General features: G+C 74.1%; 11 protein-coding genes. 5 read left to right on the forward strand and 6 right to left on the reverse strand.

Annotation, left to right across the window (positions count from 1 at the left end):
- Positions 1-15: 15 nt before the first annotated feature.
- Positions 16-2,157: a hybrid sensor histidine kinase/response regulator gene (locus EU555_RS20020; RefSeq protein ID WP_135416988.1), complete on the reverse strand. Its 2,142-nt coding sequence runs from the start codon at positions 2,155-2,157 to the stop codon at positions 16-18.
- 283 nt (positions 2,158-2,440) lie between these two features.
- On the opposite strand from EU555_RS20020, the gene EU555_RS20025 reads away from it, so the two are divergent.
- Positions 2,441-4,069 carry a dihydroxyacetone kinase subunit DhaK gene (locus EU555_RS20025; RefSeq protein WP_135416989.1) on the forward strand — a complete coding sequence of 543 codons (1,629 nt, stop codon included), beginning with the start codon at positions 2,441-2,443 and terminating at the stop codon, positions 4,067-4,069.
- Between the two features lie 154 nt (positions 4,070-4,223).
- On the opposite strand, the gene EU555_RS20030 is transcribed toward EU555_RS20025, so the two are convergent.
- Complete coding sequence (locus tag EU555_RS20030) at positions 4,224-4,781, reverse strand: Ros/MucR family transcriptional regulator (protein ID WP_135416990.1); 558 nt, start codon at positions 4,779-4,781, stop codon at positions 4,224-4,226.
- Between the two features lie 226 nt (positions 4,782-5,007).
- On the opposite strand from EU555_RS20030, the gene EU555_RS20035 reads away from it, so the two are divergent.
- Genes EU555_RS20035 through EU555_RS20045 form a run of 3 tightly spaced genes read left to right on the forward strand, consistent with a single transcriptional unit; the run spans position 5,008 to position 7,759 of the window.
- Complete coding sequence (locus EU555_RS20035) at positions 5,008-5,223, forward strand: ferredoxin (protein WP_135416991.1); 216 nt, start codon at positions 5,008-5,010, stop codon at positions 5,221-5,223.
- Complete coding sequence (locus EU555_RS20040) at positions 5,220-6,515, forward strand: NAD(P)/FAD-dependent oxidoreductase (protein WP_205820960.1); 1,296 nt, start codon at positions 5,220-5,222, stop codon at positions 6,513-6,515. Before EU555_RS20035 ends, EU555_RS20040 begins: the two co-directional genes overlap by 4 nt.
- On the forward strand, positions 6,512-7,759 hold the full coding sequence (locus EU555_RS20045; RefSeq protein WP_135416992.1) for a cytochrome P450: 1,248 nt from the start codon (positions 6,512-6,514) through the stop codon (positions 7,757-7,759). The genes EU555_RS20040 and EU555_RS20045 overlap by 4 nt, the downstream gene beginning before the upstream one ends.
- Positions 7,760-7,808: 49 nt before the next feature.
- Here the strand turns inward: EU555_RS20045 and EU555_RS20050 are convergent, their stop codons facing one another.
- Positions 7,809-9,608, reverse strand: coding sequence for an MBL fold metallo-hydrolase (locus tag EU555_RS20050; RefSeq protein ID WP_135416993.1), 1,800 nt, complete (start codon positions 9,606-9,608; stop codon positions 7,809-7,811).
- 258 nt (positions 9,609-9,866) lie between these two features.
- Between EU555_RS20050 and EU555_RS20055 the strand changes: the two genes are divergently transcribed.
- On the forward strand, positions 9,867-10,280 hold the full coding sequence (locus EU555_RS20055; RefSeq protein WP_167858617.1) for a MarR family winged helix-turn-helix transcriptional regulator: 414 nt from the start codon (positions 9,867-9,869) through the stop codon (positions 10,278-10,280).
- 4 nt (positions 10,281-10,284) lie between these two features.
- Here EU555_RS20055 and EU555_RS20060 read toward each other — a convergent pair whose 3' ends face one another.
- From EU555_RS20060 to EU555_RS20070, 3 genes are read right to left on the reverse strand one after another with little or no spacing between them, the layout of a single operon-like run.
- Positions 10,285-10,746: an acyl-CoA thioesterase gene (locus EU555_RS20060; RefSeq protein WP_135416995.1), complete on the reverse strand. Its 462-nt coding sequence runs from the start codon at positions 10,744-10,746 to the stop codon at positions 10,285-10,287.
- The gene (locus tag EU555_RS20065; protein WP_135416996.1) at positions 10,743-12,554 is read right to left on the reverse strand and encodes a feruloyl-CoA synthase; all 1,812 of its coding nucleotides are present in this window, start codon (positions 12,552-12,554) and stop codon (positions 10,743-10,745) included. The genes EU555_RS20060 and EU555_RS20065 overlap by 4 nt, the downstream gene beginning before the upstream one ends.
- A gap of 3 nt (positions 12,555-12,557) precedes the next feature.
- The gene (locus EU555_RS20070) at positions 12,558-13,772 is read right to left on the reverse strand and encodes an ABC transporter substrate-binding protein (protein ID WP_135416997.1); all 1,215 of its coding nucleotides are present in this window, start codon (positions 13,770-13,772) and stop codon (positions 12,558-12,560) included.
- Between the last annotated feature and the right edge of the window lie 219 nt (positions 13,773-13,991).

Here is a 13,991-nt window from a genome sequence, read left to right on the forward strand (position 1 = left end):
CGGCCCCGGGCGGTGTCAGGTCCTGGCCAGCATCTCGCGGATGCGCAGGGCGAGCGCCTCGACCACGAAGGGCTTGGTCAGCACCGCCATGCCGGGCTCGAGCTGCCCGCGGCCGAGCGCCGTGGTCTCGGCGTAGCCGGTGATGAACAGCACCTTCAGGCCCGGCCGCCGCGCCCGGCCCGCATCGGCCATCTGCCGGCCGTTCATGCCGCCCGGCAGCCCGACATCGGTGACGAGGAGGTCGATGCGCACGTCCGATTGCAGCACCTTCAGCCCCGCCGCGCCGTCCGCCGCCTCGATGGCGGTGTAGCCGAGATCCTCCAGCACCTCGGTCACCAGCATGCGCACGGTCGGCTCGTCATCGACGATCAGCACGGTCTCGCCGCGCTCCGCCCGGGGGGCGTCCGCGAGAGTCGCGTGCGCGGCTTCCACCTCGCAGGCGCCGTGGTGGCGCGGCAGGGTGATGCACACGGTGGTGCCGCGCCCGACCTCGGAGGTGATCCGCACCTGCCCGCCGGATTGCTGGGTGAAGCCGTAGATCATTGAGAGGCCGAGACCCGTGCCCTGGCCGATCGGCTTGGTGGTGAAGAACGGGTCGAAGGCCCGGGCGATCACCTCGGGCGCCATGCCGCTGCCGGTATCGGTCACGCAGAGCGACAGGTACTCCCCGGGCGGAAGGTCGAGCGCGTGCGAGGCGGCCTCGTCGAGGCGGCGGTTGGCGGCCGCGATCGCGATGCGCCCGCCCTCCGGCATCGCGTCGCGGGCATTGAGGCAGAGGTTGAGGAGCGCGTTCTCGAGCTGGGGCGGGTCGACGAGGACGGTCCAGAGGTCGGGGGCGACCGCGACCGCGATGGCGATCGCCGGCCCGACCGTGCGGCGGATCAGCTCCTCCATCCCGGCGACGAGCCGGCCGACATCGGTCGGGCGGGGATCGAGCGTCTGGCGCCGCGAGAAGGCCAGGAGCCGGTGGGTCAGCGCCGCGGCGCGCTTCGTCGCGCCCTGCGCGGCGGTGACGTAGCGGTCGACATCCTCGTGCCGGCCCTGGTTGATGCGGGCCTGCATCAGCTCGAGGGAGCCCGAGATGCCGGCGAGCAGGTTGTTGAAGTCGTGGGCGAGGCCGCCGGTGAGCTGCCCCACCGCCTCCATCTTCTGCGACTGGCGCAGGGCCTCCTCGGCGCGCATCAGCTCGGCGGTCCGCGCGGCGACCTGCTGCTCCAGCGTCTCGGTCAGCGCCCGCAGCATCGTGGTGGCGCGGTCGCGCTCCGCCTCGACGGCGCGGCGCTCCTCGACGTCGATGAGGACCCCCGGGAAGCTCAACGGCGTGCCGTCCGGGGCGTGGTCGACCCGCCCGTTCGCCTCGAGCCAGTAGTATTTTCCGTCGGCGCGCCGGGTGCGGTACTGGTGCGCGTAGGCGCCCCCGCGCGTCACCGCCGCGTCGATCGCCGCGATCAGACCGGCCCGGTCATCCGGGTGCACCGTCTCGATCACCTGCTCCAGGCTCAGGCCCTCGCGGCCGAGCCCCGGATCCAGGCCGAAGCTGCGGGCGAAGGCCTCGTCGACGGTGAAGCGGTCGGTCGGCAGGTCCCAGAACCACGTGCCGATGATCGCGCCGGCCGAGAGGGCGAGCCGGACCCGCTCGATGTTCTCCCGGGCGATCGCCTCGCTCTCCCGCAGCCGCCGCGTCGCGACGACCTGCGCGGTGGTCTCGTTGGTGAGGATGAACAGACCGGCGATGCGCCCCTCGCCGTCGAGGACCCGCGAGTAGGAGAAGGTCCACCAGGTCTCGGCCGCTCCCCGGTCGGTGCCGAGTTTCCACGGCAGGTCGACGAAGCGCCGGCTGCGGCCCGCGAAGGCGTCCTCGATGATCGGCCTCGCCTGCTCCCAGCCGTCGGCCCAGACCGTGTCGAAGCGCTCGCCCATCGCCCAGTCGAGCCGGGGGCCGAGGAGCGGGAAGTAGGTCTCGTTGAAGAAGAAGTGCAGCTCCGGCCCCCAGGCCAGGATCATGCTCTCGGGCGAGTTCAGCACCAGGCTCAGGGCCGTGCGCAGGGCTTCCGGCCAGGTCTCCGGCGGCCCCAGCGGGTGGCCCGACCAGTCGCGCGCGCGGATCATCGCGGCGGCGCGGCCGCCGCCGGCCAGGAACGGAAGGGGGTCGCTCATCGGGGTCGCGACAGGTTCACCAAGGGACGATCAGGCTCACGCCGCGGCACGATGGCTGCCCCGGCGGGTCTCGACGGGCAGTCACGAGATCCGGATCGCAGCCTGAGCGCGGCGGCAAGGCCGGCCCGGCGGACGGACCGGCGCCTTATCGCCCGAAGCAGGCGATTCGGCAAAGCTTCCGACGCAAGGGCAATGATGTCCCGGGCAATGGCGCTCCGGGCGATGGCGGGCGGGCCGCGCTTTTGGCAGGATCGGGCCGACGCGCGACGGGAGGACCGACCGGATGGCCCACTTCATCAACGACCGCGCCGCCCTGGTGGCGGAGGCGGTGGACGGGGTCGTGGCGGGCAGCGGCGGGCGCCTCGCCCGCCTCGACGGCGACCCGGCGATCCGGGTCGTGCTGCGGGCGGACTGGACGGCCGACCGGGTTGCGGTCGTCTCGGGCGGCGGCTCGGGCCACGAGCCGGCCCATGCGGGCTTCGTCGGGCGGGGCCTGCTCACCGCGGCGGTCTGCGGCGACGTGTTCGCCTCGCCCTCCGTCGACGCGGTGCTGGCCGGAATCCTGGCGGTGACCGGGCCGGCGGGCTGCCTCGTCATCATCAAGAACTACGCCGGCGACCGGCTCAATTTCGGGCTCGCCGCCGAGCGCGCCCGGGCGCTCGGCCTCAGGATCGAGACGGTCACGGTCGCCGACGACGTGGCGATCCCGGGTGCGGCGCAGCCGCGGGGCATCGCCGGCACGCTCCTGGTGCACAAGGTGGCGGGCCACGCGGCGGAGAGCGGGCGCCCTCTCGCCGAGGTGGCAACCGCGGCTCGGGACGCGGCGGCCGGGATCAGGTCGCTCGGCATCGCGGTGTCGGGCTGCACGATGCCGGGCGGGGCCGCGGAGGCGCGCCTCGCCCCCGGGGAGGCCGAGCTCGGCCTCGGCATCCACGGCGAGCCGGGCATCGAGCGCATCGCCCTGCCGCCGGCCGCTCGCCTCGCCGACCTCATGATGGGGCGCCTCGCCGAGGCCGTCGCCGGGGACGGGCCGCTCGCCCTCCTCGTCAACAACCTCGGCGGCACCACGGCGCTGGAGATGCAGGTCCTGACCCGGGCGGTGCTGGCCACGCCGCTCGGCGGCCGCGTGCGCCTGCTCCTCGGGCCGGCCGCCGCGATGACGGCGCTCGACATGCACGGCGCCTCGCTCTCGCTCATGCCGCTCGATCCGGCGGCCGAGGCGGCGCTCACCGCCGCGACCGAGGTGCCGGCCTGGCCGCGGGCGGTCGCCGTGACGGCGCCCGCGACCCGCGCGCTGCCCGATCGCCTGGCCCGGGGCCCCGCCGCGGCGCCCTCGCGCGATCCCGCCGCGGCGGCGGCGATCACGGCGGTCTGCACCGCGCTGGTCGCCGCCGAAGGGGAGCTCAACGCCCTCGACGCCCGGGTCGGCGACGGCGATACCGGCACCACCTTCGCGGCGGCGGCCCGGGCGGTGCTCGCCGACCTCGACCGGCTGCCGCAGGCCGAGCCCGCCGCGCTCTGCCACGCGCTCTCGGACCGCCTCGCCCGGGTGGCCGGCGGATCGAGCGGGGTGCTGCTGTCGATCTTCTTCGCGGCGACCGGCTCCGGCCTCGCGGAAGGGGCGGGCTGGCCGGCCGCGCTCGCCCATGGGGCGGAGCGGCTCCAGGCCCATGGTGGGGCGCGTCCCGGCGACCGCACCCTCCTCGACGCCCTCGTGCCGGCGCTCGAAGCCCTCTCGGCGGGCGGCCTGGCCTCCGCGGCGCGAGCGGCCGAGGCGGGGGCGGCCGCCACCGCCCGGATGACGCGGGCGGGCACCGGCCGGTCGAGCTACCTCGCGGCCGGCGACCTCGCCGGCGTGGAGGATCCGGGCGCGGTCGCGGTGGCCCGGGCCTTCGCGGCCCTGGCGCAGTAAGTGTCTCTCACACAACTCCCGATCGCCGGCCTTGCTCAGTGTGGCGGCCCCGGCGCAGCGGGAGTCGTGTGAGGTGCACGAAGGCCAGGGGCCCTGGATCCCCCTGGATGATGCCGGTCGCGGCGCGATCCGGCGCCGCACCGGAGCGCCGCCGTCAGCCGCCGCGGCGACCGCGACGGGGCTTGCCTTCGCTCGGGGCCTCCGGCTCGGACATCGCTGCGACCTCCGGCTCGGGGGCAGGCGCGGTCACCGGCTCGGGAGCGTCGTTCGCGACGTCGTCCTCCGCCCGTGCGACGCTGCGGCGGCGCTGCTGACCGAGGCCGAGGGAACGGGCCAGCTCGGAGCGCTGCTCGGAGTAGCTCGCCGAGGTCATCGGATAGTCATGGGGCAGACCCCATTTCTGGCGATAGGCTTCGGGCGTCAGACCCCGCAGGGTAAGGTGGCGGCGCAGGGTCTTGTATGATTTGCCGTCCTCGAAGCTTGTCAGGTAGTCGTGAGTGATCGATCGGCGAATCTCGGCCGGAGTTGCCTTAGGGTGAGAAGGCTCCGGGAGAGCTTTCTTCCCTTGAGTCATCTCGCTCAACGCGCCGTAGACGTCGGCGATGAGCTTCGACAACTCGGCACTCTGCAGATGATTGCTGCTGACATAGGCCGATATAATATCAGCCGTCAACGTGACGATCCGATCGTGAGTGTTGGCGGTTTCGTCCATGCCGGCGCGCTCTAGGGATTCATCGCAAATCGGTGCCATATCTTTAAGTTCGTCATGCGAAAAAAAGCAAGGATCATCTCTTGGCAAAATTTCGCTGTCCCAGGGGAATCGATCGCTGGACATAACGGGTGACGCGAGTTGCACGTCCCTGCTGCCGCTCCTCCGGCCTGGCCGGAACTCCGCCGGGCCGCTAAGGTTCTCCCGTGGAAGACCCCGGGAGCGGCGGATGCGCGTCGTCGTCGACCTGAATCGCTGTCAGGCCTACGCCCAGTGCTGCTACGCGGCGCCGGAGCATTTCGTGCTGCAGGGCGACGAGATCCTGGTCTACGACCCGGCGCCGCCGGCGGCGGCGCGCGCGGCGCTCGACCGGGCCGTCCAGGCCTGCCCTGTCCGGGCCATCCGGGTCGAGCACGACGAGGACCGCGCCGGGGCGGGGCCGTGAGGGACGGGACGATCGTGGTCGCGGGGGCCTCGCTCGCCGGCCTGCGCGGGGCCGAGGCCCTGCGGGACCGCGGCTTCTCCGGCCGCCTGATCCTCGTCGGCGACGAGCCGTATCGGCCCTACGACCGCCCGCCCCTGTCCAAGCATGTGCTCACCGGCGAGGTCGCTCCCGGCGCCACCACCCTGCCGGGCGTCGGGCGGCTCGAGGCCGAGTGGCGCCTCGGCACGGCGGCGGCGGGCCTCGATCGTGCCGGCCGGGCGCTGCGCCTCGCCGATGGCACGACGCTGCCCTTCGACCGGCTGCTGATCGCCACCGGGGCCCGGGCCCGGCCCTGGCCGAAGGCCGACGAGGCGCGGCTCGCCGGTGTCCATACCCTGCGGGGCCGGGACGACGCGGCGGCGCTGGCGGCCGACCTGTCGGCGCGGCCGGGGCGGGTGCTGATCCTCGGCGCCGGCTTCATCGGCTGCGAGGTCGCCTCCAGCCTGCGCGCCGTCGGGCTGCCGGTCACGGTGGCGGATCCGGGGCCGGCGCCCCTCGCCCGGGCGCTGGGCACCGTCGTCGGCGGCTTCGTCGCCGGGCGGATGGCGGCGGCCGGGGTCGATTACCGCCCGGGCACCCGGGTCACGCATCTGGAAGGCGCGGGAGGCCGCGTGCGGCGCGCCCGGCTCGAGGCCGGCGGCACGATCCAGGCCGACCTCGTGGTGGTGGCGCTCGGCGCCCTGCGCAACACCGGGTGGCTCGCCGGCGCGGGGCTCGACGCCGACGAAGGCGGGCTGTCCTGCGACGGCGCCTGCCGCGTCCTCGACGCGGCGGGCCGGCCGGACGACGCGATCTTCGCCGCCGGCGACGTCGCGCGCTGGCCGCACCCGCTCTATGGCGGCCGCCCGGTCGCCCTCGAGCATTGGGGCAACGCCGTGGCGCAAGCCGCGCACGCCGCCCGCGCCATGCTGGACGGGCCGGAGGCCGCGGGCGCCTATGCCGAGCTGCCGGCCTTCTGGTCGAGCCAGTTCGGCCTCAACATCAAGTCGCTCGGGCTGATCGAGGGGGCGGATGCGGTGGCGGTCGCGCAGGGCAGCCCGCGGACGGGCCGCTTCCTGGCGGTCTATGGCCGGGCCGGGCGCACGGTCGCGGCGGTCTCGATCAATGCCGGGCGCTGGCTGCCGGCCTACGAGGCGCCGATCCGGGACGGGGCAGCCTTCCCGCCGATCACCGGCGCGGCCGACCAGCCGCGGCTGCGGTCCCTGCCGCCGGGCCTGCCGGGCCCGCGCGGCGCCAGCGGGGCACGACCATGACCGATGCCGACCCGACCCTGTTCGCCCAGGTCCGCGACCCCGCGAACCGCGCCGATCCCTACCCGCTCTACGCCCGCCTGCGGGCCCACCCCGTGGCGCGCCAGGACGACGGCCTGTGGGTCGCGAGCGGCTACGCGGCGATCCGCGCCCTGCTGCACGATCCCCGCGTCAGCTCGCAGGACCTGCCGCGCTCCGAGCACCCGCGGACCGGCAACCCGGTCAAGGACTGGGTCGTCAACCCGCTCAAGGACTGGATCATCAACCGCCACCGCCCGTTCATCTTCCGCGATCCGCCGGCCCACGACGCCCTGCGCCGCCAAGTGATGGGGCAGTTCACGGTGTCCCGGGTGCGGGGCATGAAGCGGCGGACCGAGGCGCTGGTGGCCGAGCACCTGGAGGCCTGCGCGGGCTGCACCCCCTTCAACCTCGTCGACGACCTCGCCTACCCGCTCCCCGTCACGGTGATCTGCGAGCTCCTCGGCGTGCCGCGGGAGGACGAGCCGCGCTTCCACGGCTGGGCGACGCAGCTCGCCACCGCGCTCGAGCCGGAGAGCCGGACCGATCCGGCGGTGCATGCCCGCAACGTCGCGACCTTCGACGCCATCGCCGACTACATGCGCGACCTGATCCGGGCGAAGCGGCGCCGGCCCGCCGACGACCTGCTCTCGGGGCTCGCCACCGCGACGGACCCGGAGGCCGGCCGGATGAGCGACCCCGACCTCGTCGCCACCGCGGTCCTGCTGCTGATCGCCGGCCACGAGACCACCGTGAACCTGATCACCAACGGCATGCTGACGCTGCTGCGCTGTCCCGACGAGCTCGCGCGCCTGCGGGCCGACCCGGAGCGGGCGCCGCGGGTGATCGAGGAATTGCTGCGCTACGAGCCGCCGGTGCATTTCCGGACCCGGCTCGCCCTGGCGCCGATCCCGATCGGCGGCGCAGTGATCCCGGAGGGCGCGCCCCTGGTGCTGCTCTTCGCCGCCGGCAGCCGCGATCCGGCGCGCTTCCCCCTCCCCGACCGGTTCGACCCGGACCGGGAGGACAACCAGCATTTCGGCTTCGGCGGCGCCCTGCATTACTGCGTCGGCGCGCCGCTCGCCCGCATCGAGGCCGAGGCCGCCCTGACCGCGCTGGCAACCAGGCTGCGGGCGCCCCGCCTCGCCGAGGACCCGCCGCCCTACCGGCCCGGCGCATCGCTGCGCGGCCCGCAGCGCCTGCTCCTGCACATCGACGGCGTCGACTGAGGACCCGCGACCGCACCGTCCGGCCTGCGGCCACCGGAAAAACCGCCGCTCACGCCTCGATCTCGCGCAGGGCGAGCGCGGCGAGCCAGCGCAGATGGGCGACCTCCTCCGGGTCGAGGTCGCGCGGACGGGTGTCGGCGACGCAGAGGGTGCCGATGCAGCGGCCGTTGCGCAGCACCAGCGGCTGGCCGGCATAGAACCGCAGGCCGGGCGAGCCGGTCACGGCCGGGCTGTCGGCGAAGCGGGGATCGGCGAGGGTGTCGGGCACCACCAGCGGCGTCTCGTCGCCCTCCCGCTCGGCGAGCGCCACCGCGTGGGCGCAGAGCGTGGCGTCCCGCGGCGTCTCGGGCTCGGGGAAGCCCCGGGCGGCCTTCATCCACTGCCGGTCGCCGTCGACCAGCGACAGGGCGGCGAACGGCACCGCGAGCGCCCGCGCCGCCAGGGCGACGATGCGGTCGAACCGCTCCTCCGGCGGCGTGTCGAGCAGGTGCAGGGCCCGCAGGGAGGCGAGGCGTTCCGGCTCCCGCGCCGGGATCTCGGCCCGGGCCCAGCGGCAGGCGGTGCGCATCAGCCAGGCCCGCAGCCGGCTGCGGGCATAGGTGTCGGTGAACGGGATCGTCAGCCGGTCGCTGAGGCCGGCGGCCTCGTCGCCGGCCCGCTCGGCCTCCCGCGCCACCAGGACCAGCGGCAGGTCCTGTCCCGCGGGACCGCAGGCGCGCACCGCGGCGCAGAGCAGCCCGAGATCCGCCGGCGCCTCGCCCGGCGCCAGCACCACCAGCGCCGGGCGGTGGCGCAGGACCGCCGCCGCCAGCGCCTCCGGCACGAGCGGGCTGCCCTGCACCATGACGCCGTCGCCGCGCAGGATCGCGGCGAGGCGGACCGCCTCCGGGCTGTCGGCCCCGGCGAGCACGACCGTCCGCCCGGCGAGCGCCGGCTCGACCGGCTCGCGGGCCGAGGCCTCCCGGGTCCCCGCCGCCGTGACCTGCCGGACCACGAGGTCGACGGCCTGGCCCTCGGCCGCGGCGAGGAGCGCCACCGGCGCCGCGGCGTCGCGGTAGCGCGCCACCAGGGCGTCGAGGGCGTCGTCGTCGCGCTGGGGATCGTGATGCATCAGGGCGAGGCGCGCCGCCCCGGCCTCGCGGGCGGCCTGGAGCGCGTACTCGACGGTGCTGTGGCCCCAGCCGGCCTTGGCCGGGTACTCGGCCGCCGTGTACTGGGCGTCGTGGATCACGAGGTCCGCGTCGCGCAGGAAGGCGGCGTGGCGCGCATCGAGACCGGCGAGCGGGGCGCTGCCGTCGGCCGCGGCGGCCGCATAGGGCTCGTGGTCGAGGGCGTAGACCAGGCTCGCCCCGTCTGCCTCCAGGCGGTAGCCGAGGGTGAGCGCCGTGTGGTTGAGGTAATGGGTCACGACCCGGACGTCGTCGTCCTCGCCGAGGGTGAGCATGCCCTCGACCAGCTCGTGGTAATGGATTGTGGCGCCGAGCTGCTCCAGCGCGACCGGGAAGTAGCTGTACTGCATCTGGCCCGACAGCGTGTCGCGCAGCGAGCCGCCCAGGCCGCGGGGCGCGTACACGTCCCACTCGTTGCCGGGCCTGAAGAACGGCGCGAAGAACGGCAGGCCCTGGATGTGGTCCCAGTGGGTGTGGGTGATGAGCACGTGGCCCCGCACCGGCCGCCCGGACGCGGCGAGTTCCTGGCCGAGCGCGTAGGCGCCGGTGCCCATGTCGAGCACCACCAGGGTGCCGCGGGCGGTGCGCACGGCGACGCAGGAGGTGTTGCCGCCGTAGCGGACCGTGCCGGGACCGGGCACGGGCAGCGACCCGCGCGTACCGTAGAAGCGGACCTGCATGGCGTCGGGATCCTGGCGGCGGTTCCGGGCGATGCTCGAACGCCCCGGATGATGCCTGCCGGCGGGGCAAGTTGGAAGGGTCTGCCGCGGGCGGCTTGGAGAGGTTTGCCGCCGGGCGGCTTGCGCGCCGGCGCGTTCGCGGGCAGGTGGCGGGGGCGTGTCCGTCGAAACAGGGCCTGTCCAGCGTTGCAGCGTGACGATTCCGCGGGCCTTGCCCGCCTCGAAGGACTGATCGGCTACACCCTGCGGCGGTCACAGGTGGCTGTCTCCCGCAGCTTCGTCCAGCTCTTCTCCGACCTCGACGTGCGCCAGACCCAGCTCGGCGTGCTCACCATCATCGAGGGCAGCCCCGGCCTCAAGCCGAGCCAGATCGGCGCCGCCATCGGCATCAAGCGGGCGAATGTCGGGCCCCTCCTCGACGAGCTGGAGCACCGGGGCCTGGTGCGCCGGGAGCCCAGCCCTTCGGACCGGCGCTCGCAGGCCCTCTTTCTGACCGAGACGGGCACGACCCTGATGGCCGCGCTGCACCAGCGCGAGGCCGCCCACGAGGAGCGGATCGCCGCGTTCCTGACGCCTGAGGAGCGCGCCGTGCTGCTCGACCTGCTGCGCCGGGTCGAGCAGGGCGCGCGGGACGCGGCGGAGGAGGAGGCCGGGGCGGAGGAGGCGGATTGACCCCTCACTCCCCCCGGAACCGCCGCACCAGCTCCTCGGGGATCGGCGTCGCCTTCATCCGGGCCCGGTCGTCGGGGTGACGGCCGGCCCAGACCCGGCGCTCGCGGCCCTCGACGGCGAGGTCCCCGGCGTTGAGCAGGCGGTGGCGCACGGCGAAGCTCGAACGGCCGACCTCCACCACCGTCGAGACGATCTCGACCGTGTCGCCGTAGCGCGACGGCTTGAGGAAGCGCGCCCCGGTCTCGACCAGCGGGATACCGAGGAGGTCGTAGCGCGCCAGCATCCCGGCCTTCGGCAGCCCGGTCGCGGCCTCGCACAGGAGCGCGGTCGACCAGTCGAAGAAGTCGAAGAAGCGCGGGTTGAACACGATGCCGGCGGGGTCGCAATGGCCCCACTCCACCGTCAGGGTGCGGGTTGCGGTGAAGCCCTCGTGGTCGACGACCTGGTATTCGCGGGGCGGGATCATGCGGACTCCGGGGTGATGATGCCGGGCGCGTCGGGCCCGGCGTACAGGAGAGCGACCGCCTCGGCCCGGTTGCGCAGCACGCCGCGCTGGTTGATCGAGCCCTTGTCGGTCACCTCGTCCCGGTCGAGGGCGGGGGGTTCCGCGAGGAGCAGGAGCCGGGCGATGCGGTTCGACGAGCCGGTGGATCTCTGCGCGAAGGCCGCGAGGCGCCGGGAGAACTCGTGCCGCACCGCCGGGTGGGCGAGGATGGCCGCGTCCTCGCCGGCTGCGCCGTCGCACAGCGCCCGGCAGGCGGCGACATCGGGGAAGACCAGGGCCGCCACTTCGTCCCGCGCCTCGCCCGCGATGGCGACGTCGCGCACCAGCGGCTGGAACGCGTCGAGGAAGGCGGCGCGCAGCGGGCCGACGCTGACCCAGACCCCGGTGGTGAGCTTGAAGTCCTCGTTGAGGCGCCCGTCGAAGGTGAAGCCGCGGTGGAGGTCGTCCGGATCGACCGGCACCAGCGCGTCGCCGAGGCGGTAGAAGCCCTCCTCGTCGAAGGCCGCCGCCGTCAGGTCCGGCCGGCGCCAGTAGCCCGGCGTGACGTTGGGCCCGCGCACCCGTGCCTCGCGCTTTCCGCCGACCGGCGCGACCTTCAGCTCGACGCCCGGGGCCGGCAGGCCGACCTGGCCGGCCCTGGCCGGGCGGTCGTCGGTGACGAGGGCGAGCGGCGCGGTCTCGGTGGCCCCCAGTCCCGTCACCATCGGCACCGTCCGGCCGATCGTCCGGCGGGCGAGGTCGTCGATCGCGTCCCAGACCGGCTGCGGCAGGCCGGCGGCGGCGAAGAAGGTGACCTGGAGCCGGCGGAAGAAATTTTTCCGGAGTTCCGGGTCGTCCCGCAGGTGGGGCACCAGCGCCTCGAAGCCCTTCGGCACCGTGAGGTAGAGGGTCGGGGCGACCTCGCGCAGGGCGCGGACCGTCTCGCGGATGCCGCCGGGGGTCGGCCGGCCCTCGTCGATGTGAAGGGTGCCGCCATTCGCCAGCACCAGGTTGAAGTTGTGGTTGCCCCCGAAGGTGTGGTGCCAGGGCAGCCAGTCGACCATCACGGGCGGCTCCTGCGTCAGGGCGGGAAAGCGCGCCTGCAGCATCGCCTGGTTGGCGCTGAGCATCCGGTGGGTGTTCACCACCGCCTTCGGCACGCCGGTGGAGCCGGAGGTGAACAGGAGCTTGGCCACCGTCCCGGGCTCGACCGCGGCGTGGGCGGCCGCCACCGCCTCCGGATCGTCGCCCTGCAGCAGTACCGCGAACGGGGTCGTGGTCCGGCCGATCGCGGCGCCGTCGGCGATCACCACCTCGGTCCCTGCCGGCACCGCCGCCGCGATGGCCGGGGCGTACACCGCGCCCTCGGCCGCGAAGACGAGGCCGGGGGTGAGGAGATCGACGATCGCCCGCAGGCGGGCGTGGTCCTGCGACACCGTCGAATAGGCCGGCGAGACCGGCGCCACCGCGATGCCGACATGGAGGGCGGCGAGCGAGATCAGCGCGTGCTCGAAGCTATTGCCCGACAGGATCATCACCGGCCGCTCGGCCGAGAGGTTCCGGGCGAGCAGGGCGGCGGCGATCCGCTCGACGCTACGAAGCGCCGCCCCGTAGGTCAGGGGCTCGAACGCCCCGTCCGGCCCGCGCCGGACCAGGAACGGCCGGTCCGGCGCCTCGGCGGCGTGGCGGGTGAGATGCGCGGTCAGGCGCTCGGGGTAGGGCGGCAGCGCCGCTGTCGCGGTGACGAGCAGGCTGCCGTCGTCCCGCGGGACGAAGCGATGCGTGTCCATCGCTCAGCCCTTCACCAGCGGGCAGCCGCCCTCGGAGAGCGGGCGCCAGGCTTCCTCCGCCGGGACGGTACGGACCGGCTTGAAGTAGTCCCAGCCGCCCTTGCTCTCGTCCGGGGTCTTGGTGGTGAGGAGATACATCGGGTGGATCTTGCGGCCGTCCTCGCGGATGCGGCCTTGGCCGAAGATCGGATCGTCGGTCGGCGTCGCCTTCATGGCGGCCACCACCGCGCGGCCGTCGCCGGCCTCCTTCACGGTACCGACGGCCTTCAGGTAGTGCTCCACCGCCGAGTACACGCCGGCCTGCATGTCGTTCGGCATCGCGCGGCGCGGATGGCGCGCAGCGTAGCGCGCCGCGAAGGCCCGGCTGCCGTCGGTGAGGTCCCAGTAATAGGGCGTCACGATGTAGACGCCCTGCGTCGCCTTGAGGCCGAGCGCCGGCATGTTGGTGATGTTGAGGATCAGCCCAGCGAGGCGCTGGCCCGGGGCGATGCCGAACTCCGCCGCCTGCTTGAGGGCGTTCGAGGTGTCGTCGCCGGCATTGGCCAGCCCGATCACGTCGGCGCCGGAGGCCTGGGCCTGGAGCAGGTAGGACGAGAAGTCGGCGGTGCCGAGCGGATGGCGCGCCGCGCCCTTCAGGCTGCCGCCATTGGCCTTCACCTCCTCGGCCGCCGCGCCCTCGAGGTCCTTGCCGAAGGTATAGTCGGCGGTGAGGAAGTACCAGGACTTGCCGCCCTGCTGCACCAGCGCCTTGGCGAGCGCATGACCGAGCGACCAGGTGTCGTAGGTCCAGTGCACGGTGTTGGGCGAGCACTGCTTGCCGGTGAGCTCGGCGGTGCCGGCGCCCGAGCCGATGAAGACCTTGTTCTTCTCCCGCGCCAGGTTCGAGACGGCGAGCGCCACGGCGGAGTTCGGCACGTCGACGATCAGGTCGACGCCGTCCTGGTCGAACCAGCGCCGGGCGATCGCCGCGCCGATATCGGTCTTGTTCTGGTGGTCGGCCGAGACCAGCTCGACCGGCCGGCCGGCCTTGGCGGCGAAGTCCTCGATGGCGAGCTGGGCGGCGATGACCGAGCCCTGGCCCTGATAGTCGGCGTAGGGGCCCGACATGTCGTTGAGGACGCCAATCTTCACCGGCCGCTCGGCGGCGGCGGCGGGCGCGAGGAGGGCGAGGAGAGCGGCGAGGGCCGGGGCGAGCCGGCGGATGGGGCGACGGGGCATGGGTTCCTCCGGGGGTTTGGGGGTGGCCGGTCTTGGTGCCGGGTTTTGCGGCTATGGATCAGGTCTTCGAAACGCTTTTTCTTTAGCCTGACGAAGTAAAAAGAAGGCGCGGGATCCCCTCTCCCGTGTGGGAGAGGGGAACATTGCTTTAATTCTACTCGCTGCGTTTCCGCTTCTCAGGGTCATCCCGGGGCCGCGTAAGCGGAGCCCGGGATCCAG

It is taken from the genome of Methylobacterium nonmethylotrophicum, assembly GCF_004745635.1.
In the GTDB taxonomy this organism is placed as follows: Bacteria; Pseudomonadota; Alphaproteobacteria; order Rhizobiales; family Beijerinckiaceae; genus Methylobacterium; species Methylobacterium nonmethylotrophicum.